Origin of the sequence: Streptomyces antarcticus, assembly GCF_026627255.1 — a bacterium.
Classification (GTDB): Bacteria; Actinomycetota; Actinomycetes; order Streptomycetales; family Streptomycetaceae; genus Streptomyces; species Streptomyces antarcticus.
The window spans coordinates 231,059-256,878 of record NZ_JAPNLM010000004.1 but is presented as its reverse complement, the minus strand read 5'-3'; the positions used below and the strand labels follow the sequence as shown (position 1 = coordinate 256,878).

The 25,820-nt window shown below is 74.2% G+C and carries 22 protein-coding genes and 1 pseudogene; 6 read left to right on the top strand and 17 right to left on the bottom strand.

Annotated elements, in window-relative coordinates; translation table 11 throughout:
- Nucleotides 1-63: 63 nt before the first annotated feature.
- Entirely contained in the window at nt 64-1,449 is a 1,386-nt protein-coding gene (locus OTB16_RS09135; protein ID WP_267719474.1) for a L,D-transpeptidase, read from the bottom strand.
- Between the two features lie 335 nt (nt 1,450-1,784).
- Here OTB16_RS09135 and OTB16_RS09130 point away from each other — a divergent pair, with 335 nt between their 5' ends.
- The 4 genes from OTB16_RS09130 to OTB16_RS09115 all read left to right on the top strand — a co-directional run bounded on the left by OTB16_RS09130 (nt 1,785) and on the right by OTB16_RS09115 (nt 5,535).
- On the top strand, nt 1,785-2,726 hold the full coding sequence (locus OTB16_RS09130; RefSeq protein ID WP_267719473.1) for an endonuclease/exonuclease/phosphatase family protein: 942 nt from the start codon (nt 1,785-1,787) through the stop codon (nt 2,724-2,726).
- A gap of 412 nt (nt 2,727-3,138) precedes the next feature.
- Complete coding sequence (locus tag OTB16_RS09125) at nt 3,139-3,906, top strand: tyrosine-protein phosphatase (RefSeq protein WP_267719472.1); 768 nt, start codon at nt 3,139-3,141, stop codon at nt 3,904-3,906.
- Nucleotides 3,907-4,009: 103 nt separating this feature from the next.
- Nucleotides 4,010-4,249, top strand: coding sequence for an antitoxin MazE7 (locus OTB16_RS09120; protein ID WP_267719471.1), 240 nt, complete (start codon nt 4,010-4,012; stop codon nt 4,247-4,249).
- A gap of 119 nt (nt 4,250-4,368) precedes the next feature.
- A complete protein-coding gene (locus OTB16_RS09115) occupies nt 4,369-5,535 on the top strand; it encodes an acyltransferase family protein (protein WP_267719470.1) in 1,167 nt (388 codons plus the stop codon).
- 47 nt (nt 5,536-5,582) lie between these two features.
- Here the strand turns inward: OTB16_RS09115 and OTB16_RS09110 are convergent, their stop codons facing one another.
- The 10 genes from OTB16_RS09110 to OTB16_RS09065 all read right to left on the bottom strand — a co-directional run bounded on the left by OTB16_RS09110 (nt 5,583) and on the right by OTB16_RS09065 (nt 16,758).
- The gene (locus OTB16_RS09110) at nt 5,583-5,879 is read right to left on the bottom strand and encodes a hypothetical protein (RefSeq protein ID WP_267719469.1); all 297 of its coding nucleotides are present in this window, start codon (nt 5,877-5,879) and stop codon (nt 5,583-5,585) included.
- 186 nt (nt 5,880-6,065) lie between these two features.
- Nucleotides 6,066-7,589, bottom strand: coding sequence for an ABC transporter ATP-binding protein (locus OTB16_RS09105; RefSeq protein WP_267719468.1), 1,524 nt, complete (start codon nt 7,587-7,589; stop codon nt 6,066-6,068).
- Nucleotides 7,586-8,395, bottom strand: coding sequence for an ABC transporter permease subunit (locus OTB16_RS09100; RefSeq protein WP_420717652.1), 810 nt, complete (start codon nt 8,393-8,395; stop codon nt 7,586-7,588). The genes OTB16_RS09105 and OTB16_RS09100 overlap by 4 nt, the downstream gene beginning before the upstream one ends.
- A 68-nt stretch (nt 8,396-8,463) precedes the next feature.
- Nucleotides 8,464-9,411, bottom strand: coding sequence for an ABC transporter permease (locus tag OTB16_RS09095; RefSeq protein WP_267719467.1), 948 nt, complete (start codon nt 9,409-9,411; stop codon nt 8,464-8,466).
- Complete coding sequence (locus OTB16_RS09090) at nt 9,408-10,997, bottom strand: ABC transporter substrate-binding protein (RefSeq protein WP_267719466.1); 1,590 nt, start codon at nt 10,995-10,997, stop codon at nt 9,408-9,410. Before OTB16_RS09090 ends, OTB16_RS09095 begins: the two co-directional genes overlap by 4 nt.
- Before the next feature lie 77 nt (nt 10,998-11,074).
- On the bottom strand, nt 11,075-12,412 hold the full coding sequence (locus OTB16_RS09085; protein ID WP_267719465.1) for an MFS transporter: 1,338 nt from the start codon (nt 12,410-12,412) through the stop codon (nt 11,075-11,077).
- Nucleotides 12,409-13,551 (bottom strand): enolase C-terminal domain-like protein, encoded by a 1,143-nt coding sequence (locus OTB16_RS09080; protein ID WP_267719464.1) that lies wholly within the window; start codon nt 13,549-13,551, stop codon nt 12,409-12,411. Before OTB16_RS09080 ends, OTB16_RS09085 begins: the two co-directional genes overlap by 4 nt.
- Entirely contained in the window at nt 13,548-14,639 is a 1,092-nt protein-coding gene (locus tag OTB16_RS09075; RefSeq protein WP_267719463.1) for a PLP-dependent cysteine synthase family protein, read from the bottom strand. The genes OTB16_RS09080 and OTB16_RS09075 overlap by 4 nt, the downstream gene beginning before the upstream one ends.
- Nucleotides 14,636-15,463: a Rossmann-like domain-containing protein gene (locus OTB16_RS09070; protein ID WP_420717662.1), complete on the bottom strand. Its 828-nt coding sequence runs from the start codon at nt 15,461-15,463 to the stop codon at nt 14,636-14,638. The genes OTB16_RS09075 and OTB16_RS09070 overlap by 4 nt, the downstream gene beginning before the upstream one ends.
- An 11-nt stretch (nt 15,464-15,474) precedes the next feature.
- Nucleotides 15,475-16,758: an ATP-grasp domain-containing protein gene (locus tag OTB16_RS09065; protein ID WP_267719461.1), complete on the bottom strand. Its 1,284-nt coding sequence runs from the start codon at nt 16,756-16,758 to the stop codon at nt 15,475-15,477.
- Between the two features lie 196 nt (nt 16,759-16,954).
- On the opposite strand from OTB16_RS09065, the gene OTB16_RS09060 reads away from it, so the two are divergent.
- Nucleotides 16,955-17,782 carry a class I SAM-dependent methyltransferase gene (locus OTB16_RS09060; protein WP_267719460.1) on the top strand — a complete coding sequence of 276 codons (828 nt, stop codon included), beginning with the start codon at nt 16,955-16,957 and terminating at the stop codon, nt 17,780-17,782.
- A gap of 15 nt (nt 17,783-17,797) precedes the next feature.
- On the opposite strand, the gene OTB16_RS09055 is transcribed toward OTB16_RS09060, so the two are convergent.
- Entirely contained in the window at nt 17,798-18,757 is a 960-nt protein-coding gene (locus tag OTB16_RS09055) for a LysR family transcriptional regulator (RefSeq protein ID WP_267719459.1), read from the bottom strand.
- Between the two features lie 188 nt (nt 18,758-18,945).
- Here OTB16_RS09055 and OTB16_RS09050 point away from each other — a divergent pair, with 188 nt between their 5' ends.
- Entirely contained in the window at nt 18,946-22,425 is a 3,480-nt protein-coding gene (locus OTB16_RS09050) for a M28 family peptidase (protein WP_267719632.1), read from the top strand.
- 65 nt (nt 22,426-22,490) lie between these two features.
- Here the strand turns inward: OTB16_RS09050 and OTB16_RS09045 are convergent, their stop codons facing one another.
- The 5 genes and pseudogenes from OTB16_RS09045 to OTB16_RS09025 all read right to left on the bottom strand — a co-directional run bounded on the left by OTB16_RS09045 (nt 22,491) and on the right by OTB16_RS09025 (nt 25,721).
- Nucleotides 22,491-23,060, bottom strand: coding sequence for a hydrolase (locus tag OTB16_RS09045; RefSeq protein ID WP_267719458.1), 570 nt, complete (start codon nt 23,058-23,060; stop codon nt 22,491-22,493).
- A gap of 324 nt (nt 23,061-23,384) precedes the next feature.
- Nucleotides 23,385-23,818 (bottom strand): annotated as a pseudogene (locus OTB16_RS09040) (MMPL family transporter); the annotation flags it as partial.
- Between the two features lie 90 nt (nt 23,819-23,908).
- Complete coding sequence (locus OTB16_RS09035) at nt 23,909-24,226, bottom strand: hypothetical protein (protein WP_267719456.1); 318 nt, start codon at nt 24,224-24,226, stop codon at nt 23,909-23,911.
- A gap of 9 nt (nt 24,227-24,235) precedes the next feature.
- Nucleotides 24,236-24,952 carry a LysR substrate-binding domain-containing protein gene (locus tag OTB16_RS09030; RefSeq protein ID WP_324290787.1) on the bottom strand — a complete coding sequence of 239 codons (717 nt, stop codon included), beginning with the start codon at nt 24,950-24,952 and terminating at the stop codon, nt 24,236-24,238.
- 358 nt (nt 24,953-25,310) lie between these two features.
- Complete coding sequence (locus OTB16_RS09025) at nt 25,311-25,721, bottom strand: rodlin (protein ID WP_267719631.1); 411 nt, start codon at nt 25,719-25,721, stop codon at nt 25,311-25,313.
- Between the last annotated feature and the right edge of the window lie 99 nt (nt 25,722-25,820).

Below are 25,820 nucleotides of genomic sequence, written 5' to 3'. Positions count from 1 at the left end.
CCGCCCGGGCCCCCTACAGGCCCCGTCCTGCGGCTGCGCCGGGTACGTGCCCGGTCCGCCCGTTCAGGTCGTGGGGTGCAGCCGGGCCGGTGCGGGTGGCCGGTTCGGCCGGCGGGTGTCCTCGCCGGCCAAGGCGCTGCCCGCGAGCCAGGTGTCCCAGTCCACGTTCCAGTCCCCGAAGCCGTTGGCGAAGGGGTCCATCTGCTCGCCCCCGCTGTTGACCACCTCCACGACGTCCCCCTCGCGGACCGTGTGGAAGAACCAGGCCGCGTCCTGCGTGCTCATGCCCGTACAGCCGTGGCTGACGTTCTCCTCGCCCTGCGCCTCGACCGACCAGGGCGCGGCGTGGACGTACTCCCCGCTCCACGTCACCCGGGTCGCGTAGAGGACGGGCAGGTCGTAGAACTCCTTGGTGCCGCGCTTGATGCCGATGGAGTCCCCGCGCATGCGGACCTTGTACTCCTTGCGCAGCACGACCTTGATGCCGCTGCGGGTCAGGAAACCGGCCTTGCCCGTGGTGACGGGGATCGTCCTGACGACCTGCCCGTTGCGGCGCACCGTCATCTCGTGGGCCGCGGCGTCGGTGACGGCCTCGACGCGGTCCCCGACGGTGAACGCGACACCCTCGGAGGGACCCCCGTAGAGGTCCGCGCCGACCTGCACCCCGTCGAGTCCGCTGCGCACCCTGACCACCGCGTGGGCGGGCCAGTACGCGCGCGGCCGGTAGTGCAGGGTCGATTCGTCGACCCAGTGCCAGGCCCCCTCGACCTGCGGCTCGGACGTCACCTGGAGCGCCTGTTCCAGCCGGGCGCGCGCCAGGAGGTCTCCGGCGGGGACCGGGCGGCTGAGGGCGGCCGTCACGATCTGCCCAGCGCCGTACGTTCCCGGGCGGGGTCCGAAGTCGACCATCAGCCGGCCCCCGTCGGCGGGCGGCGCGGTCCGGAAGTGCAGGATCGCGGCGACGGGGGTCCCGGCCGCGTCCTGCGCCCCGACCCGCAGGGTGTACGCCTCTCCGGCCCGCAGCGGCTCCGTGTTCAGCCAGCGCCGGCCCTCCTGGGTCAGCTCCCCGGCCAGGTGGCGGCCTCGGCCGTCCCGTACGGTCACGTCGGTGAGCAGGCCTTGGTCCGCCAGGCCGATCTCCAGCGGCGCTCCCGCGTCGGTGGGCAGCGCGTCCGCCCGGGCGGCGCGGGCGGCGTCCCCGAGCGGCGGCCTGCGCAGTACGGACGCCACCCCGGCGGCCGTGGCCAGCACCCGCTGCTCCCGCCAGCGCTTGCACAGCGCGGGCCGGAAGGTGTGCACGGCGCACCAGCCGTCGGCCTCCCGGGTCCCGTCGTCCAGCGCCCTGCCGACCAGCAGGGTGACCGCCGCTTCCCGGTGCGGGCCGCCGGGGGCGCCGTCCGTGCCGTCCGGTCCGGGGGCGCGACCCGGGGCCGCCGCGACGAGCAGCATGACCCCCGTGGCGGCGGCCGCGGCGCCCCAGGCCCGGGTGGGACGCGGCCGACCCCTCCCAGCACCTTGCGTTCGTTGCGCTCGTTGCGTTCGTGACATGGCCACGCAGCACTCCCAGATCTCACACGGCCGGATGGCAGCATCAAAACGATCGGGAGCCAAAATGATGATCATGAACTCGGCCTTGCGGCCGAACGGGCCCGCCAAGAGAACTCGTACGGAGCACTCGCGGGCCGCCCGGCGGGCACCGGGCCTCGGGAACCCGATCACCGGCCCGCGCGTCGTAAGCGGCGGTCGAGATATCCGAAGCAGCCGAGCGGGGCGGGGGCGAGGGCATGCGGGGCGGATGGTCCTGGACGAGAGGGCGGGCGCTCGCGGCGTCCGCCCTGCTGACGGCGGGCCTGCTGGGGTTCCACTCCGCCGTGCCGAACGCCGCGGGCCGCCCTGGAAGCCTGATGGAGGCGTTCCTGCCCTGGCTCGGGCTCGCGGTCGTGGTGCTGGCCGGACTGGCCCTGTGGCGCCGCTCGGCGGCCGCGGCCGTGGCCGTGGCGCTGCCGGCGGCCGTGTGGGCGTACCTCTTCGGCGGGCTGCTGCTTCCGGCGGAGCGGGCGGAGACCGACATCGTGACGGTCCAGCACAACGTCAGCGACGAGAACCCCGACCCCGCGGGCACCGCGCGGGCCCTGGTCGCGGCCGAACCCGGGCTGATCGCCCTGGAGGAGCTGACGCCCGCCGCGCTGCCCGCGTACGCGTCGGTCCTGGCGGCCGACTACCCCCACCACGCGGTCGAGGGCACCGTCGGACTCTGGTCGAAGTACCCGCTGACGGACGTGCGGCGCCTCGCCATCCGGCCGCGGGGCATCGGCGAGGACTGGAACCGGGGGCTGCGCTCCTCGGTCCGTACCCCGCACGGCGAGATCGCCGTGTACGTGGCCCACCTGCCCTCGGTCCGCCTCGGGGTACGCGGTTTCGGCTCCGTGCTCCGGGACGAGAGCGCCGGGCTGCTGGGCGCGGCCGTCGCGGCCGAGCGGCTGGACACGGTGATCCTGCTCGGCGACCTGAACGGCACGGTGGACGACCGCGGGCTCGCCCCGCTCACCTCGCGGCTGGACGTCCCGCGCCGGGGCCTCGCCTTCAGCTGGCCCGCGGCGTTCCCCGTCGCGCGCATCGATCAGGTGCTGGCCCGCTCGGCGACCGTACGGGACGTCCGGACCCTCCCCGCCACGGGCAGCGACCACCTCCCGGTAGCCGCCCGCGTCCGACTCGGCCGCCCGTAACCGCGGCCTGTACCCACTCCCGCCCCGGGTGAGCGCGGCGCTCTCGCGTACCTTCCCGGAACCGGTCAGCGTGCGCGGGGGGTACGGGAGGGCCATCTTCCGCACTCCGCCGGCCGACACCCCGCGGCGCTGGACGACGTGGCCCACCACCCGGCCCCCGCGCGCCTCTACCTCGGCGGAGACCTCCGCCATGAGCGCGGCAAACGCCCTCTCCTTCGCGGAGAAGAAGCCCGCGAGCACGACGTCCGCGCCCGGGACGACCGGGGCGGGGGCGGGGGGCGTTGCGCCCGGCCCCGTCGCGTCCTCGCCGCCGGGCCGGGTGGAGGTCGCGTCTCCGGTACGTGTGCACGCCACACACTCCAGGCGGGCCCCCGACGAAGGGCGCGGCGGTTTTCCTCGTAGGGTGCCGGGGATGAACCGACACGTGTCTTTCGAACGGCTCCACAACTTCCGCGACCTGGGCGGCTATCCGACCGCGGACGGCCGAACGGTGCGGTGGGGGCGGCTGTTCCGGGCCGACTCGCTCGGCAAACTGGAGGGCGGCGACTGGGAGCGCTTCCTCGGCCTGGGCATCGAGACCGTCATCGACCTGCGCTACCCGTGGGAGATCGAGTCCAAGGGCCGGGTACCCGGGCATCCGTCACTCGCCTACCACAACCTCAGCGTCGAGCACCGCCCCTACGACCAGGCCGCCCTCGGACCCGACGTGGAACCGGGGCCCTACCTCGCCGAGCGCTACGTGGAGGTCGCCCACGACGGCGTCGCCGAACTCCGCCTGGCGCTGGGGGTGCTGGCGTCCCAGGACGGCCCCGCGGTCTTCCACTGCGCGTCCGGGAAGGACCGGACCGGTCTGCTGGCCGCGCTGGTCCTGGCCCTGCTGGGGGTGTCCGAGCAGGACATCGTGGACGACTTCGCGCTCACCGGGCTCGCCACCGGCCGGCTCCTTGACGACTGGCGGGCCGGGCACCCCGGCCGCACGCGGGTCTGGCCCGGGTACGGCCGCGCGCCCGCCGAGGTGATGAGCCTGTTCCTCGCGGCCCTGGCCGCGGAACACGGGTCCGTGCACGGCTACGCGGCGGACCTGCTCGGCGCCGACGCCGCCCTGGTCGAGGCCCTGCGCGTCCGCCTGCTCGAACCGGCCGCCGGGGCTCCTGCGCACGGGGATCACCCGGAGCGCTGAGCGGCGCCCCGGCGGGGCTGCCCGAACTCCCGTACGGGACCGGCCGGCCGCCGCGGCGGCGAACCGGCCCCGCGGCGGCCGGCGGGCACGGCATACTCGGGGCATGGCTGACACCACCGCGGTCGAGCTCGACACCGACGTACACGACCGGCTCGCCGCGCTCGCGGCGGCACGCGGCCTGAGCCTGCCGGACTACCTCGCCGGGCTTGCGGCCGCCCAGGAGCGCGAGGCCGGGCTGGCTCGCGCAGCGCTGGCCTTCGAGCGGGCGGTCGAACGGCCCGGGTTCCGCGAGGGCTTCGCCCGCGACTTCGGCCCCGGCGGCGCGGGCACCCGCGCGGCGTAGGCTGCCGGATCCCCCGCGGCCGCGATCACCCCCCTGAGCGTGACCGAGAGTGAGATGTAGAGTTCCGCGGACCTACGGCGGTCACAGGACGGCCGTGCGTTGACGGAGGCTGTCGAGGGATGAGTGTGGGCATAGCCGCGGGCGACAGGAAGCCGCGTCGGCTCGCGGCCCTCGACGCCGTCCGGATCCTCGCCGCACTCGGCGTGGTGTTCTACCACTACGTCGCCCTGGACAGCGCCTGGGGAGAGCCGACCGCGGCCGTCTTCCCGCGCCTGCGGCCGCTGGCCGTCTACGGCTGGCTCGGCGTCGAGGTCTTCTTCCTGGTCAGCGGCTTCGTCATCTGCATGAGCGTGTGGGGCCGCACCGTGGGCGACTTCGCGGTCTCCCGGATCTCCCGTCTCTTCCCGGCCTATTGGGCGGGCATCGCCTTCACCTGCCTCGTCCTGCTGACCTGGCCCGAGGTACGCCCCCTGAAGTCGTTCGCGGACGTCGTGGTGAACCTCTCGATGCTCCAGGGCGGCGTCGGCGTCCCCAACGTGGACGACGCCTACTGGACCCTCTTCGTCGAGCTCAAGTTCTACGTCCTGTTCGCGGCCGTCGTCGCCCTGCGCGGAGTGACCTACCGCAGCTGCGTGCTCTTCTGCGGGCTCTGGACCGTGGCCGGGGTCGTGGCCCCCACCGCCGACAGCGTCGCACTGTACTTCTTCGCGATCCCGTCCCACTCCCCGTACTTCATCGCCGGCATCGCCTTCCACCTCATGCGGCGCTTCCGGCCCAACGCCGTCCTGTGGGCCGTCGTCGGCGTGCAGTTCCTGCTCGCCCAGCACTACGTGCACGGACGGATGATCTCCAGCCTGGGCCGCGCCGTCACCGACCGGACGCCCGCCTGGCCCGCCCACGTGATCATCACGCTCGGCTTCCTGGTCATGGCGGCCATCGCGCTGGGCGCCCTCGACCGGGTCCAGTGGCGCTGGCTCCCCCACGCGGGCGCGATCACGTACCCCTTCTACCTGATCCACATGATGGCCGGGCTCACCCTCATCCACCGGTTCCGCGACGACGTGGCCCCCGTCCCCCTGGTCCTCTCCGTCACCGCCCTCATGCTCACGCTCGCCTGGGGCATCCACCGGTTCGTCGAGCGCCCGCTGGGCCGCATGCTGCGCGACAGCCTGCGCCGCGGGGTCCAGGACATCCGCACGGGCACCCCCGGCGGGCCGACGGGCTTCGGCCGGGTCCCGTCCCAGCCCGCCGCCCCCGACGCGGAACGCGTCACCTCCGGACGCTGACGGACCCGGGCGTGCCGGTGGAGCGGCAGGGAGGCCCGGGCGGCGGGTCAAGGCATGTGGTCGGGGTCGCAGCTCGCCCGGCGCAGACCGATCGTGCGCAGGGCCCGCATCAGGGCATCGGAGTCGCCCTCGCGGACGATGTGGACGGCCCCGTCGACGGCGAGGGCGAACACCTCCCGGGGCACACCCGAGGCCGCCGTCCGCAGGACCACCCCGCCCGGCGGGTCCAGGGCGCGCACCCCGTGGAACACGTCGAGGACGCCCGGAGCCGCGTCGAGGCTGTGGAGCCCGGCGGGCGGGTGCAGCGCGCGAGCGGCGACGTCACGGCGCGCTCGGACGGTCACTTCTTGATCGCGTCTGACACCCCAACGACCGTTTTACGCCCGGGTCGCGGAAGTGATCACATGAACAGCCCTTTGGAGTAAACACATTGCGCCACCGGTCGACGCCACCGCCCCCGGGGGGGCCGGCCTTCCCGAGCGCCGCCCGGTCCGCAGGGGCGGGCGCAGGCTCAGCGGCCAGGCGGCGACTCAGCGACCGGGCGCAGGCTCAGCGGCCGGGCGGGCCGGGCCCTGACGCACCACGCGGCCCGCGTCCATCACGGCGGTACGGTCGCCCAGCGCGTCCGCGGCGGCGAGGTCGTGGGTGATGAACACCAGGGCGAGCCCGTCGCGTTCGCGGAGCCCGGCCAGAAGGTCGAGGACCGCGCCGCGGGCCGCGGGATCGAGGCCCGAGGTGATCTCGTCACAGACGAGCACCCGCGGCCGGGCCAGCAGGGCCCGGGCCAGCGCGGCCCGCTGGAGCTCCCCGCCGGACAGCTCCCCCGGGCGGCGCCCTGCCGAACCCGCGGGCAGGCCCAGTGCCTCCACGGTCCGCCGGGCCTGCGCGAGCGCGTCCGCGCGGTCGGCCCCCCGGAGGCGGACCGCCGTCCGCGCGATCTGGCCGAGGACCGGCCGGTGTTCGTCGAAGGCCGCCTTCGCGTCCTGGAACACGTACTGCACGGAAGCGAGTTGCGCCCGGCTGCGGGACCGCAATCCGGGCGGCAGCGGTACGCCGTCGAGCACGACCCCGCCCCGGTAGCCCGCGTGCAGCCCCGCCACACACCTCCCCAGGGTGGTCTTGCCGCTGCCCGACCGGCCGATCAGCGCGAGGCACTCCCCCGCCGACACCGAGACGCCGACGCCGTGCAGGACCGGGAGGGCGCCGCGCCCGGTGCGGTGTACGGCGGTCAGGTCCCGGACCTCCAGGCGCGGCGGCCCGGCCGCGCGCTCCGACGGCCGACCGGACGGGCGCGGCGGGGCCGTGAACGGCTGCGCCGAAGACGGGGACTGCGGCGACGGCGACGGCGACTGCGGCGACGGAAGGGACGGCGGCGCCTCGGCCGGCGGCGCGCCGAGCACCGTGTCCGCGGGGCCCCGGTCCACTACGCGGCCGGCCCGCAACACCACGACCTCGTCCGCCAACTCCCTTACGACGTCGAGGTCGTGGCTCAGCAGAACGATGGCGACTCCCTGCTGGGCGAGGGCCGCCAGCTCCCGTACGACGCCCCGTTTGGTGTGCGGGTCCTGCCCGGTCGTGGGCTCGTCCGCGACGATCACCCCGGCGCCGAAGAGCAGCGCCTGCGCGAGCACCACGCGCTGCTGCTGCCCGCCGGACAGCTGGTGGGGGAACCGGCGCAGCACCTGCGCCGGGTCCGGGAGCTGCGCCCGGAGCAGGGCCGCGTGGACCCGCTCGCGGACCGCCCGGCGGCCGCCGCCCCCGCGGGCCGCGACGTCGCGCAGCAGCGCGCCGACGCGCCGGGCGGGGTGCAGTACGGCGGCCGGGTGCTGCGGTACGTAGCCGACGCCGTTCGGCAGGGTGCGTACGGTGCCCGTGACGCGCGCGCCGGGCGGGTACTCGCCGAGGAGGGCGAGCCCGGTGGTGGTCTTGCCGCTGCCGGAGGGCCCGACGAGGGCCGTCACCCGGCCGGCGCGGACCGTCAGGCTCACGCCGTCGACGACGGCGCGACCGCCGGTCTCGATCCGCAGGTCCCGTACGTCCACGAGGACGGTCATCGCCGTGCTCCCTTCCGGTGGCCGCCGCGCTGCAGGGCCGTGTCGAACAGCAGGTTGACGCCCGTCGAGAGCGCGGCGACGAGCAGGGCGGGCACCACCACGGCCCAGGGCTGGAGGAACAGCCCGGTGCGGTTGCGGTCGACCATCACCGCCCAGTCCGAGGTGTCCGGCTGCACCCCGACGCCGAGGAAGGCGGCGGTCGCCACCAGGTACAGGGCGCCGGTCAGCCGGATCCCGGCGTCGGCGGCGAGGGTCCGGCGCAGGGAGCGGGCCACGTACCCGACGGCGGTCCGCCACCAGGACTCCCCCTGCATGCGCAGCGCTTCCACGGCGGGCCGGGAGGCGACCTCGGCGGCGGCCGCGTGCACCACCCGCGCCGCCTCCGGTACGGCCGCCAGCCCGACCAGCGCGGTCAGCCCGGCCGGCCCGGGAGCGAAAGCGGCCGCGACCAGCAGGACCAGGAGCAGCGAGGGTACGGCGATCAGTACGTCCAGCGGCCGCATCAGTGCCTCCTCCAGCCAGGTCCGGCGGGTCAGCGCGGCGGCGAGGCCGACGGGCAGGGCGACGAGGTAGGCGAGCAGCGTCGCCCCGAGGGCCACGAGCACCACCGACCGGCCGCCGAGGAGGACCTGCCGCCAGGCGTCGCGCCCGGTGAAGTCGGTGCCGAGCCAGTGGTCCGGTCCGGCGGAGAAGGACACCGCCCGGGGGCCGGCCGGTCCGGCGAGCAGCGGCCCGAGGACGGCGAGCAGCAGCGGTACGGCGACGAGCACGGCCCCGGGCGCGTACCGCGCGGCGGCGCGGATCACGCGTCCGCCCCTGGTACGGGTCCCCCGTCCGCCTCCGGTACGGGTCACACGTCCGCCTCCGGTACGGGTCACGCCGCCACCTCCGAGCGGGGGGCCAAGCGGCGCGCGAGCAGGTCGGCGCCGAGGTTGGCCATGACGGTGACGAGGCCGTAGACGACGGCGAGGCCCTGGACGACCGGTACGTCGCGGGCGGCGAGCGCGTCGATGAGGACGGTGCCGAGGCCGGGGACGACGAAGAGGGCCTCGACGACGATCACCCCGCCCAGCAGCCAGTCGCAGGTGCGCGCCAGCTGCTGGCCGGCCGGTGCCAGCGCGCCCGGCAGGGCGTGGGCCCAGCGGACGCGGGAGGCGGAGAGCCCGTAGCGGCGGGCCTGGGCGACGTACGGCGAGGCCATCGCCTCGATCATCCCGGCGCGCACCAGACGGCTGAGGGTGCACACGGGCCGGGCCGTCAGGACGAGGACGGGCAGGACCAGCACGGCGGGGTCGCCGGTGACCGCGGTGCCGACGGCGGTGGCGGGCAGCCAGCCGAGGTGGAGCGCGAACACCGCGGCCAGCAGCACCCCGAGGGCGAACTCGGGCACCGAGTGCACGGCCACGGTGACGGCGCTGACGGCCCGGTCCGTGAGGCCGCCCTCGCGGCGGGCGGCGAGCATGCCGAGGCCGAGGGAGAGCGGCACGAGCAGCGTGAGGGTGGCGCCCGCGAGGATCAGGGTGGGGCCGGCGCCGGCGGCGAGGTGCCCGGTGACGGGCCGTCCGGTGGCCAGGGAGGTGCCCAGGTCCCCGCGCGGCATGCCTGCGACCCACTCCAGGAACCGTTCGGCGGCGGGCCGGTCCAGGCCCATGGCCTCGCGGATGCGGGCGATGCGCTCGGGGTCGGGCTGGTCCCCGGCGAGGGCCACCGCCGCGTCGCCGGGCAGCGCCTCGGTGAGGACGAAGACCAGCAGGACGACGGCCGCCGTCTGCCCCGCGCCGAGGAGCAGACGGCGGCCGGTCCAGGCGAGGCCGCCGGTCACGCGAGCCAGGTCCGGTCGAAGCGCGCCCAGTCGAGGGTGTTGGCGGGGGCCGTCCTGGACACCCCGCGCACCGTGGGGGCGGTGGCGACGATCCAGTCGGCGAACCCCCAGATCAGGAAGCCGCCCTCGTCGTGCAGCCGGCGCTGCATCCGCTCGTACAGGGCGGTGCGCTGCTGCTCGTCCGGGGTGGACTGGGCCTGCTGGTACAGGTCGTCGAAGTCGCGGTGGCGCCAGTGGGTGGCGTTGGTGGTGGAGCCGGTGAGGAGGCGCTGCGAGACGTGGGACTCGATGGGCATGGCTCCGGAGCGGTAGGAGGCGAAGGTGCCGGAGGTCTGGATGTCCTTCCAGTACGTCTCCTTGTTGCCGACCTTCACCTCGACGGTGACTCCGGCCCGGGCCGCCTGTTCCTTGAAGATTCCGGCGGCTTCGACGAATCCGGTGGCGGCGGGCGCGGTGTCCAGGGTGACCTTGAGCCCCTCGGCTCCGGCCTCCTTGAGGAGGGCGCGGGCCCGGTCGAGGTCCTGGGTGCGCTGGGGCAGTCCGGAAGCGTAGTAGCGGCAGCCCTTGCCGAAGAGGTCGTTGCCGATCTCGCCGGTTCCGGAGAGGGCGCCGTCGACGAGTTCGCGGCGGTCGGCGATGAGCAGGAACGCCTGGCGGACCCGCTTGTCGTCGAAGGGCGGGCGGTCGGTCTTCATGACGAAGCCCTGCATGGAGCTGCCGGGCAGCCGTACGACGTCGATGCGGCCCTTGCCCTGGTGGGCGCGGGCGGTGGCCGGGTTCAGTTCGTGGGCGTACTCGACCTGGCCGCCGAGGAGGGCGTTGACCCGGGCGGACTCCTCGCCCGCGATGAGGAATTCGAGCTCGTCCAGGTGCGGCGCGCCCTCCCAGTAGCCGGGGTGGCGCTTGACGAGCAGGCTGCTGCCGGGCGTGAAGGAGACGAAGCTGAAGGGGCCCGATCCGACGGGCCGGTCGAAGGCGGTGGCGCCCCGGGGGACGACGTACGCGCCGAAGGCGGCGAGGACGTTGGGGAATTCGGCGTACGGACGCTTGAGCCGGAACTCGACGGTGGCGGCGTCCACGGCCCGGCTCGCGGCGAGGTCGATGGGCTCCAGCGAGGCCTTGGCGCGGAAGGTTCCCTTCGGGTCGGCGATCCGGCGGTAGCTGAAGAGGACGTCCTCGGCCGTGACGGGCCGTCCGTCGTGGAAGGCGGCGGGGCGCAGGGTGATCCGCCAGGTGTCGAGTGCGGCGTTGGGTTCCCAGCGGGCGGCGAGGCGGGGTACCGGGGCGAGGTCGGCGCCGAAGTCGGCGAGCTTGTCGAAGAGGGCCTTGGCGCGGGCCGCGTCCACGAACAGGTTGGCGGCGTGCGGGTCGAGGGTCTCTCCGGCGCCGCCTCCGGCGAAGGCGGCGCGCAGGCGGCCGCCGCGCCGGGGCGTCCCGCCGTCCGGGGCGTGGTCGGCCGTGGTGCCGGGGCCGGTCCGGCAGCCGGCGGCGAGGGCGAGCGCTCCGGCTCCGCCCGCGAGGAGGAGGCTTCGGCGGGCGGGGCCGGTGGGTGCGGTGGGTGCGGTGGGGTCGTTCGCGGTGTGCATGGCGTGCGGTCTCCATTGCGGTGCGGGGGCTTCGGGCGGTTCGGTGCGGCGGGGGGTGACGGGGAGGCGCCCGGAGGTCACCGGGCGCCTCCTTCCGTACGGGTGCCTGCGGCGGGCGGGCCGGGCGGGGCCGGTGACAGGACGGCGGCGGGCGGGGCCGGTGAGGCGCCCGCCCCGGGTGGGCCGGACTCCGCCTCCGGGCCCGCGGGCAGGGCCCGGCGCCGGTGCAGCCGCGCGACGGCGGCGGCCGACGCCAGGCCGAGGGCGAGGCAGCAGGCGAAGGGCAGCCAGGAGGGGCCGGTGCGGTCGGCACTGTCCATGGCCCAGCCGATGCCCGCACTGCCCGCGGCGGCGGCGATGCCGGAGACGGCGTAGAAGAGGCCGTAGTACGTGCCGGTGAGGCCGGGCCGGCCGAAGGCCGGGATCAGCTCCATCACGAACGGCTGGGCGATCATCACCCCGAGGTGCAGGAGCAATACGCCGGAAAGCACCACCAGCAGGTTCAACGGGTGGGGCCCGGAAGCGCCCGCGACGAACATCGGGGGCACGAAGCCCAGCCCCATCACCGCGAGGCCGGCCGCGATCCAGCGGGCGCGCCCGCCCGCGGCCCCGAGCCGGCGGGTGATGCGGAGCTGGAAGAGCACGTTCGCGACGGTTCCGATGAGGAACAGCAGCCCTATCGAGCCGTCCCACCCGGAGGCCCGTACGGCGGCGTGCGGCAGCAGCAGGTACAGCTGGTTCTCCAGCCCGAACATGCCGATCATGGCGAGGGCGAAGGGAAGGAAGCCCCGGCTGCGGGCCGCCTCGCGCCAGTCCGCGAACACCCCGGTGTCGGGGGCGGGGATCTTCCGGACGGGCAGCACCAGGAGCTGGGCCAGGGTCAGCAGGGCGAAGACGCCGGCCGCCGACACCGCGGCGGCCCGGAAGTCCACGAGGAGCAGCAGGGAGCCGAGCAGGGGGCCGAGGAGGGCCCCGGTGGTGGCGAAGACGTTGAACAGGGCGAAGGCCTCGGCCTTGCGGTCGCCGGCCTCCAGAACGACGTAGGTCCGTACAGCGGGGTTGAAGAGGGCCCCCGCGAGCCCGCTGAGTATGGACGCGGCGAGCAGCAGCGGCAGCGCGTCGCCGAGGGCGAACAGGGCGAACCCGACGGTCCGCAGCGCACAGCCCGCGATGATCACCCCGCGGGCGCCGAGCCGGTCGGCGGCCGAGCCGCCCAGCAGGAACAGGCCCTGCTGGCTGAGGTTGCGCAGGCCCAGGACCACGCCGACGACGGCGGCCGACAGCCCGAGGTCGTCGGAGAGGTGCGTGGCGAGGTACGGGATGAGCAGGTAGAAGCCGGTGTTGACGCCGAGCTGGTTGACCAGGAGCAGGCGCACGGGGAGCGGGAAGCCGCGGACGGCGGTCAGGGTCTTCACCGGGGCTCCACGGCGTCGGCCCGCCGGTTCCGGACGCCGCCCCCGCCGGTCACCCGGCGTACGCCGAGCCCGGGCCGCCCGGAGGCGCGTACGGTGCCGTCCGCCCCGCCGATGCCGGTCCAGGGGTCGTCGGCGAGCAGCAGGTGCCCGTCGAGGTCCACCCAGCGGGCGCGGCCGGCGAGGTGCACGGCGGGGGCGATGCCGAGCGAGCTGGCGGTGAGGCACCCGAGCATCAGGTCGGTGCCGGTGCCGCGCAGGGCCGCGTGGATGCGCAGGGCGGCGCGGACGCCGCCGCACTTGGCGAGTTTGACGTTGACCCCGTGGACGCGGCCGGCGAGCGCGACGGCGTCCTCGTAGGAGACGGCGTCCTCGTCGGCGATGACGGGTACCGGGGAGTCCGCGGCGACCCGGGCCAGGGAGTCGGGGCTGCCGGGGGCGACGGGCTGTTCCACGGCGGTGACACCAAGGGCGGCGAACCGCGGCAGCAGGTCGCGGGCCCGGCGCTCGGTCCAGGCGCCGTTGGGGTCGAGCAGGAGGCTCGCCCCGGGTGCGGCGGCGTGGACGGCCTCGACGCGGGCCAGGTCCTCGGCGGGGTCCGGGTGCCCTGCCTTGACCTTGAGGACGGTGAACCCGGCGGCGGTGAGGCGGGCGGCCAGTGCGGCGGCCTCGGCGGGCCCGGTGATGCCGATCGTACGGGCGGTCGCGACGGCGGGACCCTGAACGGCGCCGGAGTCCGCTCCTGCGAGGGGACCCTGACCGGCGCCGGGGTCCGGGTCCAGCAGCCGGTGGGCGGGCTGGCCGGCGCGCTTGCCGACCAGGTCCAGTACGGCGGCCTCCAGCGCGGCGAGCACCCCGGGCGGCAGCCCGTGCCAGGCGCCGCCCTCCCCCGGGCGGCCGGTCTCGGCCCAGGCGGTCTCCGGGTCGGGGAACCGCTCGGTGGCGGCGCGGGCGGCGGCGAGGTGGTGCAGGATCCGGGCGGTGGGCAGGCCGAGGTGCTCGCTGCTGACGGCCTCGCCCCAGCCCCGCAGGCCGCCGTGCTCGACCACGGCCCAGACGGCGTCGCGGCGGGCCATGACGGAGCGCGAGATGCGCAGCGGCTGTGCGAGGCGCAGGTCGGCGGTGTGCCAGGTGAGCTTCACGCGGCGCCTCCGCGGACGGGCGCCGGGACGGACGTACAGCGGGTCCAGCCGGTGGCCTCGACGGCGCGGGGGTGCGGGATCTCGACGGGGCGCACGGCCCGGTCGGCGGTGTCCAGGCCGTGGGCGTGGCAGAAGTCGTCGTCGTAGACGGTACCGAGGTAGCGGTGCGGTCCGTCGGGGAAGACGGTCGCGACGACCGCGCCCGGTTCGACGCGGGCGGCCCAGGCGGAGACCAGGGCGACGGCGCCGGTGCTCCAGCCGCCGCTGACGAAGCTGGACCTGGCGAGGCGGCGGCAGGCGTCGACCGCCTCGGCGGGTCCCACCCAGTGCACCTCGTCGAAGGCCTCGTGGGCGACGTTGGCCGGGTGGATGCTGCTGCCGAGGCCGCGCATCAGGCGCGGACGGGCGGGCTGCCCGAAGATGGCGGAGCCGACGGAGTCGACGCCGATGACCTTCAGCCGGGGCCAGCGGCGGCGCAGCGGTCCGGCCAGTCCCCGGCTGTGCCCGCCGGTGCCGACGCTGCACACCAGGACGTCCAGGTGGTCGAGCTGGGCGGTCAGTTCGGCGGCGAGGGAGCGGTAGCCAGCGGCGTTGTCGGGGTTGTTGTACTGGTCGGGCCAGTAGGCCCCGGGGGTGTGGCGCAGGACCTCGCGCAGCCTGGCGATGCGGGCGGCCTGCCAGCCGCCTTCGGGGGCCGGACGGTCGACGAGGTCCAGCCGGGCTCCGTACGAGCGGAGCAACTGCCGCATGTACGGCTCGAGTTCGGTGTCTCCGACGAGGATGACGGGGTGGCCGAGGGCTTGGCCGGCGAAGGCGAGGCCGACGCCGAGGGTGCCGGAGGTGGACTCCACCACGGGTGCGCCGGGGAGGAGTTCGCCGCGGGCTCGGGCGCCACTGAGCATGGAGACGGCCGCGCGGGCCTTCATCCCGCCGGCGCCGAGGCATTCCAGCTTGGCCCAGAAGCCCGGGTGTCGGTACGGGAGTTCGGTGCGGATCCGGGCGAGCGGGGTGCGGCCGAGCAGGGGCAGCAGTTCGGGGCGGGCGGCGGTGTCGGCCGCGGGGCGGGGCAGGATCGGGGTGACGGTCATCGGGTGCCTCCGTAGCGGTGCACGGTGCCCGGTCCGCCGTCGAGCCAGAAGAACGGGTACGGCTCGGCGGACACGGCCGTGACCCCGGCGCCGAGGAACCGGGGCAGGACGGCGCTGCCGGTCTGGGCGAACATGACGAGGGGCTTCCCCGTGGCAGCGGCGTGGTCGAGCAGCGGCTGGAAGGTGCCGTTGCCCAGGGTCATGCCGGAGGCGAGGACGGCGTCGCAGTGCTCCAGTTCGGCGAGGGCGTCGGTGCGGACCGGCTCGCCCCATTCGGTGGCGCCGCCCTTGAGGTCGCAGGGCACGTAGCGGGTTCCGCGTTCGCGCAGCCGCTCCAGCAGGGAGTTGACCACGCCGACGACGAGGACCCGGCCGGGGCTCCCGCCGGCCGGCGGGGGCAGCAGGTCGACGACGGCGCGGGCCCGCGCCCGGGAGCGGTACAGCGAGCCGCCGGCCGGGAGCGGGTGGGGGCGGGCTCCGTGCTCGGGGGCGTGCGGGCGTACGTGCATGAGGTAGGCGTCGAGCGCGGCGATCCGTACGGGGAGCAGCGGGTGGTCGAGCAGGTCCGCGACGCGGGCGCCCGCGCAGTCGTCGAGCGCGCCCGCGGTCAGGGTGCCCGGTTCCACGGCGCAGGAGCCGACGGCGGCGCCGAGGCGCAGGCTGAGCACCTCGTTGCGGTAGCCGCCGGAACGGCCCTCGTGGCGTACGGCCTGGGCGGTGGTGAAGGCGAGGGCTACGCGCTGCCCTGCGGGGTCGGGTCCGTGGAGGCCGGCACGCACACCGTCGAGGAGGCCGGTGACGGTCCGCGCGGGCGGTTCGCGCAGGGCGGTGGCGCTCACGCGGGCACCGCCGCGGGGATGTCCTGGCGGTCGTAGGCGGGGCGGAGCCGTCCGAGGAGCCGTTCGGCCGTGCCGCGGGCGCCCGGGCCCTCGGTGTCGGCGGTCATGATGTGGCCGAGGTATTCGTTGTTGCTGGTCGCGGGCCGTACGGTACGTCCGGGCTCGGCGAGGTCCAGTTCCAGGACGCCGGGCTCCCGGCGCACTTCGTCGGCGCCGTCGACGGCGGCGAGGGTGCCGGCGACGGCGGGCAGCAGGAAGGCGACGGCGGCGCTGCGCACTCCGGTGGGGCGGGGGGCGAGGTCGGGGGCGCGGCCGAGCGCGACGTCCACGCAGGCGGCGGCGAGGTCGATGCCGGTGACGTGGCGGACCAGTTCGGTGATGCGGTTGCCGGCGGGCCGGGGGTTGACCTCGACCAGGCGGGGGCCGGCGGGGGTCAGCCTGATCTCGGTGTGGCAGACGACGTCGTCGAGGCCCAGGACCCGTACGGCCCGTACGGCGGTCTCGGCGGCTTCCCGGGCGGATGCGGCGCCGATGTCGGCGGGGAACATGTGGGCGGTCTCGATGAAGGCGGGGGCTCCGCCGAGGCTCTTGTCGGTGATGCCGACGACGTGGACGGCTCCGGCGTGGGACACGGTCTCGACGCTGACCTCCGGGCCGGTGAGGAGTTCTTCGAGGAGGAGGACGGGGGCGCGTTCCTGGCCGCGGGCGTTGACGGGGAACTCGGCCACGGCGCGGCAGGCGCGTTCCAGCTCGGCGTCGTCGCCGACCTGGCGGACGAGCATTCCGGCGCACAGGTCGACGGGCTTGACGACGAGCGGGTAGCCGATCTCCCGGGCGGCGGCCCGCGCCGCCGCCGCGTCGGTACAGACGGCGAAGCGCGGGCCGGGCACCTCCGCCTCCGCGAGGACCCGGCGGGTCCGGTCCTTGCGGCAGGCGTTCTCCACGGCGCGGGGGGCCGGGCCGGGCAGTCCCAGGCGCTCGGCCGTCCGCGCCACGGCGGGCAGGTAGTAGTCGCAGGAGGACAGGACACCGTCGAAGCCGAGCAGCCCGTGCAGTCGCTCGGCGAAGGGCAGCAGCGTCTGCGTGTCGTTGGTGTCGGCGGTCACGACGTGGCGCGCGGCGAGCAGCGGGTGCGTGCCGTCCGCGGGCGCCGTGGGGCGCAGGTAGTGGTGCAGGTCCCGGGTGAGGAAGGTGAAGTCGTGTCCGCCTTCGCGGATCGCGCGAGGTAGGAGCCTGCTCATCGACCCCACCCAGCTTTCGACAACCAGCAGGTGTCCCAAGGGATTTCCTCTCGGAGGGCATGACCGTGGAGGGCATGCGTGTGAAGCCGGACTCCTGGCGGCAGGCGTCCGGACCGAACCCAGACGGACGTTATCCGAAATCGTTTTCATTTCCAATAGTGGGTGCGCTGTGCACTCGCCGGGGCTGGCCTATGCTCGGAGAAGGGGCCGCTGCGACCCGTGGAGGGCGGCTGTCATGACCGAGGCGAACGAGGCGGACCGCGCCGACTTGGCCCTGAAGGCCAAACACCGCGCCATGTGGGCCCTCGGCGACTATCCGTCCGTGGCCACGCACGTCATCCCGCAGCTCGGATCCGTACTCGTCGACGAGTGCGGCGTGCGGCCCGGCGACCGGGTACTGGACGTCGCCGCGGGCACCGGCAACGCCGCCGTTCCGGCCGCGCTTGCCGGGGCCGACGTGGTGGCGTCCGACCTCACCCCCGAGCTGCTGGAGATCGGCCGCACGCTGGCCGCCGAACGCGGCGCCGAGCTGGAGTGGCGGGAGGCGGACGCCGAGGCCCTGCCGTTCGCGGACGGCGAGTTCGACACGGTGATGTCCTGCGTGGGCGTCATGTTCGCCCCGCACCACCAGGCCGCCGCCGACGAGCTGCTCCGGGTCTGCCGCACCGGTGGAACCGTGGGGCTGGTCAGCTGGACCCCGGAGGGGTTCGTCGGCCGGATGTTCGCCACGATGAAGCCCTACGCTCCCCCGCCGCCGCCCGGAGCCCAGCCGCCGCCGCTGTGGGGGAACGAGGAGCACGTCCACGAACTGCTCGGCGACCGCGTCGCCGACGTCGTCGCCCAGCGCCGGACGGTACGCGTGGACCACTTCGCGCGGCCCAAGGAGTTCCGCGAGTTCTTCAAGGCCTGCTACGGGCCGACGATCGCCGTGTACCGCAACCTCGAGGGCGATCCCGACCGGGCGGCCGCCCTGGACGACGCCCTCGACGGACTCGCCCGCGACCACCTGTCGGACGGGGCGATGGACTGGGAGTACCTGCTGCTCACCGCCCAGCGGCGCTGACCTCCACCCGAGGCCTCACCCCAGGGCGGGGTGTGCCTCGGGGTGCGCGTCCCACCAAGCCTTGTGGAAGGCGTTGTTCTCCACGTCGGCCACATAGGCGCCGGCCGCGGCCTCGAACAACAGCTCCGCCTGCCGGGCCGACACCGTGGACCGGTTCCAGGCCAGGCGGATCCGCCCGGTGACCGGCGCACCGAGCAGGGGACGCATCACGGTGCCCGCGGCCGTCGGGGCCGTCGGCTGGGTGAGGGAGACGGCGCGGCCCGCGGCGATCAGGTCGTAGTGCATCTTGCGGTCGGTGATCCGGTAGCGCAGTGACGGCGTGAACCCGGCCTTCACGCAGGCGGCGAGGAGCGCCTCGGGGCCGCCGTCGTCGTCCACCACCAGCGTCATCCAGGACTCCCCCGCGAGGTCGGCCAGGTCGATCACCTGCCGGTGCGCGAGCCGGTGCTTCTCCGACAGCCGCACGCAGAACGGCTCCTTCGGAACCAGCGTCCTGGCCGCGCTGCCCCCGGGGAGCGGCACCTCGTGGCCGTTCACCTCCCCGTACACGATGGCGTCGTACTGCCCCGCGCCCAGCATCCGCGCCAGCGCGGTCACCGAGTCCTCCAGGTCGACCGTGATCTCCTGACCGGCCATGGACCGGTCGGTGCGGACCAGCAGGCCGTCGAGCAGGACCAGCAGGATGCAGCCGAGCCGCAGCGGGGTGCCGGTGGCGATCTCCCGCGCCTCGGCGCCCAGCGCGTCCATCTCGCTCAGCACCCGGCGCGCCTTGGCCAGCACGAACTGGCCCAGTGCCGTGGGCTCGACGCCGTTGCGGCCGCGGACGAACAGTTCGCCTCCGGTGACCTTCTCGATGCGGCGCAGCTGGGCCGAGAGCGCGGGCTGGGACACCCCGAGACGTCGTGCGGCGCCCCCCAGGCTGCCCGCTTCCGCTATGCGGCAGACGGCTTGCAGATGCCTCAACTCCAGCTGCATCCGGGCAGCGTACGCAGCGCGCCGCCGCCGCACCATAACCCGGGCCTTATGCCTGCCGGGATGTCCCAATCCCGCCATGTCCACGCCCATACTCGGCGGCGAACGTGCACGTTCCCCATCCCCGCCCCCACCCCCCACGATCGGAGTGGACGTTGCAGCCCACCAGATGGACGGCAGCCGTGGCAGCCATGGCGCTGACCGTGAGCCTCGCCGGCGCCCTGGCCGGGACGGCGTCGGCAGCGCAACAGGCGCAGCCCGCACCGTCACAGCAGGACTCCCCGGCCGCCCGCGCGGTCGCCGCCGCCGACCAGGCCGTCAACAGCGGTCTCGACTCACTGGTCAACTCCTCGCAGGAGCAGTACGAGCGACGCCTCGTCACCCCCTGGGTGCAGGACCTCTTCTCGGTCGCCTACGAGCGCAGCTACCGCGGCCTGCCGGTCGTCGGCGGCGACGCGGTCGTCCTGGCCGACGGCGCCGGCAAGGTGCGCGCCCTGCAGTCCGCCTCCTCCGTACGGATCGACGTCGCGACCCGGCCTTCCGTCACCGCCAAGTCAGCCGAGTCCACCGCCCGGACGAAGCTGGCCACGGTGGACAAGGTCGAGTCGAGCCGGCTCGTCGTCCGCCTGAAGGACGACAAGCCGGTACTGGCCTGGGAGACCGTCCTCTCCGGCCGCACGAAGACGGCGCCCAGCAAGCTGCACGTCTTCACGGACGCCCGCGGCGGCGGCTTCGTCGACAGCTACGACGACGTCGTGGCGGGCAGCGGCAACAGCAAGTGGAACGGACCGAACCCGCTCACCATCGACACCACGGCCTCGGGCTCCACCTACTCGCTGCGCGACCCGAACCGGACCGGTCTGAGCTGTGCGGACTACAGCACGGGCACGGTCTTCTCGAAGTCCTCGGACTCCTGGGGCACCGGCAACCCCACGTCCAGGGAAACCGGCTGCGTCGACCTCATGTTCGCCGCGCAGAAGCAGTGGGACATGCTCGGGCAGTGGCTCGGCCGCAACGGAGTGAACGGCAACGGCCGCAGCTTCCCCGCCAAGGTCGGACTGGGCGAGCTGAACGCCTACTGGGACGGCAGCCAGGTCACCATCGGGCGCAACAGCGCCAACGAGTGGATCGCCGGCGTGGACGTGGTGGCCCACGAGTACGGGCACGCCATCGACTCCAACACCCCCGGCGGGACCAGCGGGCAGGAGTCCGGGCTCGGCGAGGCCACCGGTGACATCTTCGGCGCGCTGACCGAGGCGTACATCAACCAGCCCTCCCCGTACGACACGCCGGACTACACCGTCGGCGAGGTGATCAACCTCCAGGGCCGCGGGCCGATCCGGAACATGTACAACCCGCCCGCCGTCAACAACGACCCGGCCTGTTACAGCTCCGCCATACCCGGCACCGAGGTGCACGCGGCGGCCGGCCCGCTCAACCACTGGTTCTACCTGCTGGCCGAGGGAACCAACCCGGGCGGCGGCAAGCCCAGCAGCTCCACCTGCAACCAGACCACCCTGACCGGCGTGGGCGTCCAGAACGCCGGTAAGGTCTTCTACGGCGGCATGCTGCTCAAGACCAGCAGCATGTCCTACAAGAAGTACCGCACGGCCACGCTCAGTTCGGCGAAGTCCCTGGACCCCGCCACCTGTGATCTGTTCGTCAAGACCAAGGCCGCCTGGGACGCCATCAGCGTGCCCGCGCAGGCCGGCGACCCGACCTGTACGCCGAGCGGGCAGAACAACGACTTCTCGCTGGCCCTGAACCCCTCCTCTGGCACCGTCCAGCAGGGCGCCTCGGTCACCACGACCGTCGCCACCAGTACCACCACCGGGACCGGCCAGTCGGTGACCCTCACCGCGAGCGGGCTGCCGGCCGGGGTGAGCGCCTCCTTCAACCCCGCCACGGTCCAGTCCGGCCAGTCCTCCGTGCTGACGCTGACCGCCACCGCCAACGCGGCTCCCGGCGCGTCCACCGTCGTCGTCAAGGGCCAGGGCTCCACGCTCTCCCACACGGTCGACTTCGCGCTGAACGTCGGCGGGACCCAGCCCCCCAACGACCCCCCGAACGTCAGCGTGGCCAACGTGCAGGCGCACCTGGCCCAGTTCGGCGCGATCGCCTCGCAGAACGGCGGCAACCGCCGTGCGGGCAGCGCCGGTTACACCCAGTCCCTGGCCTATGTGAAGGGCAAGCTGCAAGCCGCCGGGTACACCGTCACCGAGCAGAACTGCACCTCCTGCACCTACCCCTCCAACAACCTGATCGCCGACTGGCCCGGCGGACCCGCCGACCAGACCGTCGTGTTCGGCGCGCACCTCGACGGCGTCTCGGCCGGCCCCGGCATCAACGACAACGGGTCGGGCTCCGCGACGCTGCTGGAGAACGCCCTCGTCCTGGCGCAGAAGAACCCCACGATGACGAAGCACGTCCGCTTCGCCTGGTGGACGGACGAGGAGCAGGGCCTGAACGGCTCGAAGTTCTACGTCAACCAGCTGAGCAGCGCGCAGCGCAGCGCCATCAAGTCGTACTACAACTTCGACATGGTGGGTTCCACCAATGGCGGCTACTTCATCAACAACGTCAACTCCACCACCGCCGCCCCGCTGATGGCGTACTGGACCTCGCTGAACCTCGCGCCTGAGGAGAACACCGAGGGCCAGGGCCGCAGTGACGACTACTCCTTCCAGCAGGCGGGCATCCCCACCTCCGGCTACGCGGCCGGTGCCAGCGCCCGCAAGACCTCGGCCCAGGCCACCAAGTGGGGCGGCACCGCGAACGCCGCCTACGACCCCTGCTACCACAGCTCCTGCGATACCACGAACAACATCAGCGCCACGGTCCTGGACCGCAGCGCCGACGGCGTCGCGTACGCCGTCTGGAAGCAGGCCGTCGGCGGCGAGACCCCGGCGCAGGACTTCTCGCTGAGCACCAGCCCGTCCGCGGGCACGGCCGCCCCCGGCGGCTCCACCTCCGCGATGGTGAACACCGCCACGGTCAGCGGCGCCGCGCAGACGATCGCCCTGTCGGTCTCGGGCGCTCCGGCCGGCGTGAGCGCCACGCTCAGCCCGACGTCCGTGCAGTCCGGCAGCTCCTCCACCCTCTCCGTGCAGGTCGGCGCGAGCACCGCGCCGGGCACCTACACCCTGACGGTCACCGGCTCCGGCACCGTCAGCCACTCCACCACCTACACGCTGACCGTCAGCGGTGGCGGCGGCACCTGCACCCCGCGCCAGCTCGTGGTCAACGGCGGCTTCGAGAGCGGCTCCACCCCGTGGACCGCCACCTCCGGCGTGATCACCAACCAGGCCGGCCAGGCTCCCCACGGCGGCAGCTACAAGGCCTGGCTCAACGGCTGGGGTTCGGCCCGTACGGACAGCGCCTCGCAGACGCTGACCATTCCGTCCGGCTGCTCCGCGTACCAGCTGTCGTTCTTCCTTCACATCGACACGGACGAGACGGAGAACGTGGTCTACGACCGGTTCACCGTCTCGGTCGGCGGCCAGACCCTGGACACCCTGTCCAACCTGGACGCGAACACCGGCTACACGCAGAAGACGTACGACCTCTCCCGGTTCGCCGGCCAGAGCGTCGCGCTCAAGTTCAGCGGCGTGGAGGACCAGTCCCTCCAGACCTCCTACGTCGTGGACGACGTCGCGCTCCAGGTGAGCTGAGGCCCGCCTGACCGTGTGACACCGGCCCGGTCCCCTCGACGAGGGGGCCGGGCCGGCGCGTTCGCTCAGGCGTCCAGTGCGGCGATGACCTCGGCGGTGCCGGCGACCCGGCCGATGCGCGGGAAGATCTTGCCGAAGCTGTGCGCGTGGGACTCCGCGTCGGTGTCGGCGGTGGCGTCCTCCGCGAAGACCAGCCCGTAGCTGTTCTCCCAGGCGGTACGGGCGGTGGACTCCACACCGACACTGGTGGAGATGCCGGCCAGGACGATGCGGTGGATGCCGCGGCGGCGCAGCTGGAGGTCGAGCTCGGTACCGGTGAAGGCGCCCCAGTGCCGCTTGGTGACGACGACGTCGCCGAGGGCGGCGAGTTCGGGCGGGATCTCGGAGAACGCGGCCGGGGGCGCGGCCGCCGGGCCGGGGCGGTCGACTTCGGTGGTGGGCAGGTCGCCCCCGTCCGCGGACCAGGCGACCTTCACCAGGATGACGGGCAGCTTGTGGGCCCGGAAGGCCTCCGCGAGCCGGATGCCCTGCTTCAGCACCTCGCCCGCGGGCCTGGCCGTGGGGAGGGCGAGGATGCCCTTCTGCAGGTCGATCAGGACCAGGGCGGTCTGCGCGTCGAGGCTGAGGTCGGACATGGAGGAGCTTCCTTCGGTTCGGGGGCCGTTCGGGCCGCGCGACGAGGCCCGCGGCCCGCAGGCCGCCGACCGAGGCGTTGAGCGGCACTGCTCGCCGGAGCGCTGTTCGCCGGGCTGGTGTTCCCCTGCCATGACACGACGACAAGGGACATACGGCATAAATACACCGTCTGACGTGGCATTCCCGCGTGGACGCATCGGGTGTGGCGCGACGGGCCGGGCACTCCCTGCGGGGACTCAGGGGGGGGTCTACCTCTCCCGTGACGCCTCCGCCCGTTTCGACGTGCACCTCGCGCTGGGCACCGCCGCCATGGTCGGCGTTCCGGTCATGGCCGGAGAGCCCGTCTCCTCCACGATGAGGTCCGGGTGACCCGCGGCCACCCGGGCCCCCATGACCACCGACACCATCAGGACCGCGCCGTCGGCGGAGCGGACGGGGCCACCACACGGTCCACCTGGGGCAGTCGACGCATGCGCCCGGTGAGGTCCCGGGCGGCGGCGTCCGCCGCCGCGTCCGGCGGGCCGGACCGGGACCGTATGAGTACCTGCTCGGTCGGCCTGCGCTCCAGGCTGCCGTCGGCCGCGATCGCCTCGGCGCGGCCGGCCTCGCCGAGGCGGAAGTCCTCGGAGGTGGCCTGGTGGGTGCCGAGGGCGATGCCGGCACCGGGACAGAGGACGACGAAGGCGAACCAGCCGGCGATCGCTCGCCCTGCGTGCCGCGCGCTCCATCGGGCCATACGGACGGGTAGTTGGGTCATGCCTGGATCATGCTCGGCGGGCCTGGGCGGCCATGACGTCCGGCAGGCTGAACTTCGCGTCCACCGGCCGGTGGACCCTCAGGCCTGACGCTAGGGGTCCTGACGCTCGGGGCCTTGACGCTTCGGGGCCTGCCGCTCGTCGCCCTGACGCTCGGCCGCGACCAGCGCGGTCAGTCCGTAGTCCAGTTCCGAGCCGTCGACGAGCAGGGCCTCCACCGTGCGCGTACGCGGATCGATGTCGGCCTCCAGGCCCTGGCCCCGGTAGCGGGGGTATCCCGAGGCGCCCGTCTCGCCGGTGGCCTCGACCACGGCGGACCGCAGGGCCTTGGACGCCGGCTCGGCGCCTCGAAGGTTCTCGATGTGTCCGGGTACCAGCAGGATCTCGAAGCGCTGCGGATCAGTGGTCATGCCCCGAAGCTAGACATGCCCCGGCCGGGCAGGCAAGGACCGTCGTGCCCTCGGCCGTGTCGTGCGCCGGCGGGGACGCGGGAGCGCGGGTTCCGGCGGGACGGGCCGCAAGTGCGGGTCGTCGTCGGTGACGGCGTCCGGGAGCACGGTGGCCGGCGTGGTCCGCCGGACGGTCTCGCTGAGCGCCTGCACCGGGTTGGCCTCGACCGCGACGTGCGGCCGGACGCCGTGGGCGGCGAGGCAGGCGTCGACGTGTCCGCGGGTGGCGAAGTCCCCGCCGAGCAGGGCCAGTCGGCGACCGGCCGGCTCGCGCACGGAGAGCGGCCCGGCGGGCTCCGGGTCCTGGGCGGTGGCCGCCGTGACGAGGCCGAGGGTCTCCGTGAACAGCGGCGCGGCGGCGATCCCGGCCGCGTGGGGGCCGTGGAAGGCGATGCCCGGGTCGTGGTCGTCGGCGAGCAGCCCCGCTTCGACGCGGTCCTGGGGCATCTCGCGGACATCGAGGGTGATGCCGGGGTGGGCGGTGTACAGCGCGGCGGCGGGCGGACCCAGGAGGTACGCGGAGAAGGTGGGGGTCAGGGCGAGGCGCACGCTTCCGCGGGAGAGGCCGGCGATGTCCTGGACGGCCCGCTCGGCGGTGGCGAGGTCCCGTAGGGCGCCGCGCGCGTGGTGGACGTACGTCGCACCGGAGCCGGTCAGCCGGACGGCGCGGCCCGTGCGGTCCAACAACTGCGCGCCGACGGTGTGTTCGGGCTGCTTGATCTGCCGGGAGAGCGTGGACTGGGAAGATCCGCAGTTCCTCGGCGGCGCGGGTGAAACCGCCGTGCTCGGCGAAGGCGGTCAGATGGCGGAGGTGACGCAGTTCCAGGGCCATGACGCGCACCGCGCGCGGCGCACACCACGGAGCCCCCTGCCCCTGACGAGGGGCGGGAGGCTCTGTGGTGTGCGATGCGGTGCCCGCCTGGACGGCCTCGCGGCTGGCGCACGCCTGCGGAAGGTTCGGATCCGTGGATCCGGGTGGGACAAGCCGGGGCCCCGTGGGCACTCGCGCAGGCGTCGGAGGCCCCGGCTCGCAGAGGGGACTGCGTCAGCTGCCGGCGGACAGGTTGCCCGAGAGGACCGGGATGTTGCTGAGGATGTGCGAGAGCGGCTCGTCGCCCTTGGCCTGGGTGGAGTTCTCGGTGCACTGCTGGTTCTGCGGGTTGGACAGGACGTTGATGTCCTGGACACCGACGTTGACCAGTGCGACCAGCGACTGGACGTTGAGCTTGGCCGGCAGGCCGATGCAGGGCTTGTTCAGGGTGCCCTGGACGAGGCCGAGCTGCGGGCTCAGGTCACCGGCGGTCTTCTGGTTGCCGTAGATCTGCTGGGCACCGTTGCCGTTGACCGTGTTGATCCCGTTGTCGTTGCCAATGGCCATGGCCGGGGCGGCGACGGCGGCGCCGGCTCCCAGGATCGACGCGGTGGCGGCGGCGGTGGCCATCATCTTCTTGATCATCATGGTTCAAGGTCTTTCTGTTGCACGAGTGCACGGTGGTGAGCGCCTTGATCAACGCCCGGACCTCCGACAGGTTCCGCAGCTTCACCCGATCGGCCG

Bases quoted from the DNA above. Each gene is read 5' to 3' on its own strand.
- OTB16_RS09090 (WP_267719466.1), bottom strand. From the start codon at position 10,997: ATGCACACCGCGAACGACCCCACCGCACCCACCGCACCCACCGGCCCC.
- OTB16_RS09115 (WP_267719470.1), top strand. From the start codon at position 4,369: ATGAGTGTGGGCATAGCCGCGGGCGACAGGAAGCCGCGTCGGCTCGCG.
- OTB16_RS09050 (WP_267719632.1), top strand. From the start codon at position 18,946: ATGGCGCTGACCGTGAGCCTCGCCGGCGCCCTGGCCGGGACGGCGTCG.
- OTB16_RS09130 (WP_267719473.1), top strand. From the start codon at position 1,785: ATGCGGGGCGGATGGTCCTGGACGAGAGGGCGGGCGCTCGCGGCGTCC.
- OTB16_RS09075 (WP_267719463.1), bottom strand. From the start codon at position 14,639: ATGACCGTCACCCCGATCCTGCCCCGCCCCGCGGCCGACACCGCCGCC.
- OTB16_RS09135 (WP_267719474.1), bottom strand. From the start codon at position 1,449: ATGCTGCTCGTCGCGGCGGCCCCGGGTCGCGCCCCCGGACCGGACGGC.
- OTB16_RS09055 (WP_267719459.1), bottom strand. From the start codon at position 18,757: ATGCAGCTGGAGTTGAGGCATCTGCAAGCCGTCTGCCGCATAGCGGAA.
- OTB16_RS09120 (WP_267719471.1), top strand. From the start codon at position 4,010: ATGGCTGACACCACCGCGGTCGAGCTCGACACCGACGTACACGACCGG.
- OTB16_RS09045 (WP_267719458.1), bottom strand. From the start codon at position 23,060: ATGTCCGACCTCAGCCTCGACGCGCAGACCGCCCTGGTCCTGATCGAC.
- OTB16_RS09025 (WP_267719631.1), bottom strand. From the start codon at position 25,721: ATGATCAAGAAGATGATGGCCACCGCCGCCGCCACCGCGTCGATCCTG.
- OTB16_RS09060 (WP_267719460.1), top strand. From the start codon at position 16,955: ATGACCGAGGCGAACGAGGCGGACCGCGCCGACTTGGCCCTGAAGGCC.
- OTB16_RS09125 (WP_267719472.1), top strand. From the start codon at position 3,139: ATGAACCGACACGTGTCTTTCGAACGGCTCCACAACTTCCGCGACCTG.
- OTB16_RS09035 (WP_267719456.1), bottom strand. From the start codon at position 24,226: ATGACCACTGATCCGCAGCGCTTCGAGATCCTGCTGGTACCCGGACAC.
- OTB16_RS09105 (WP_267719468.1), bottom strand. From the start codon at position 7,589: ATGACCGTCCTCGTGGACGTACGGGACCTGCGGATCGAGACCGGCGGT.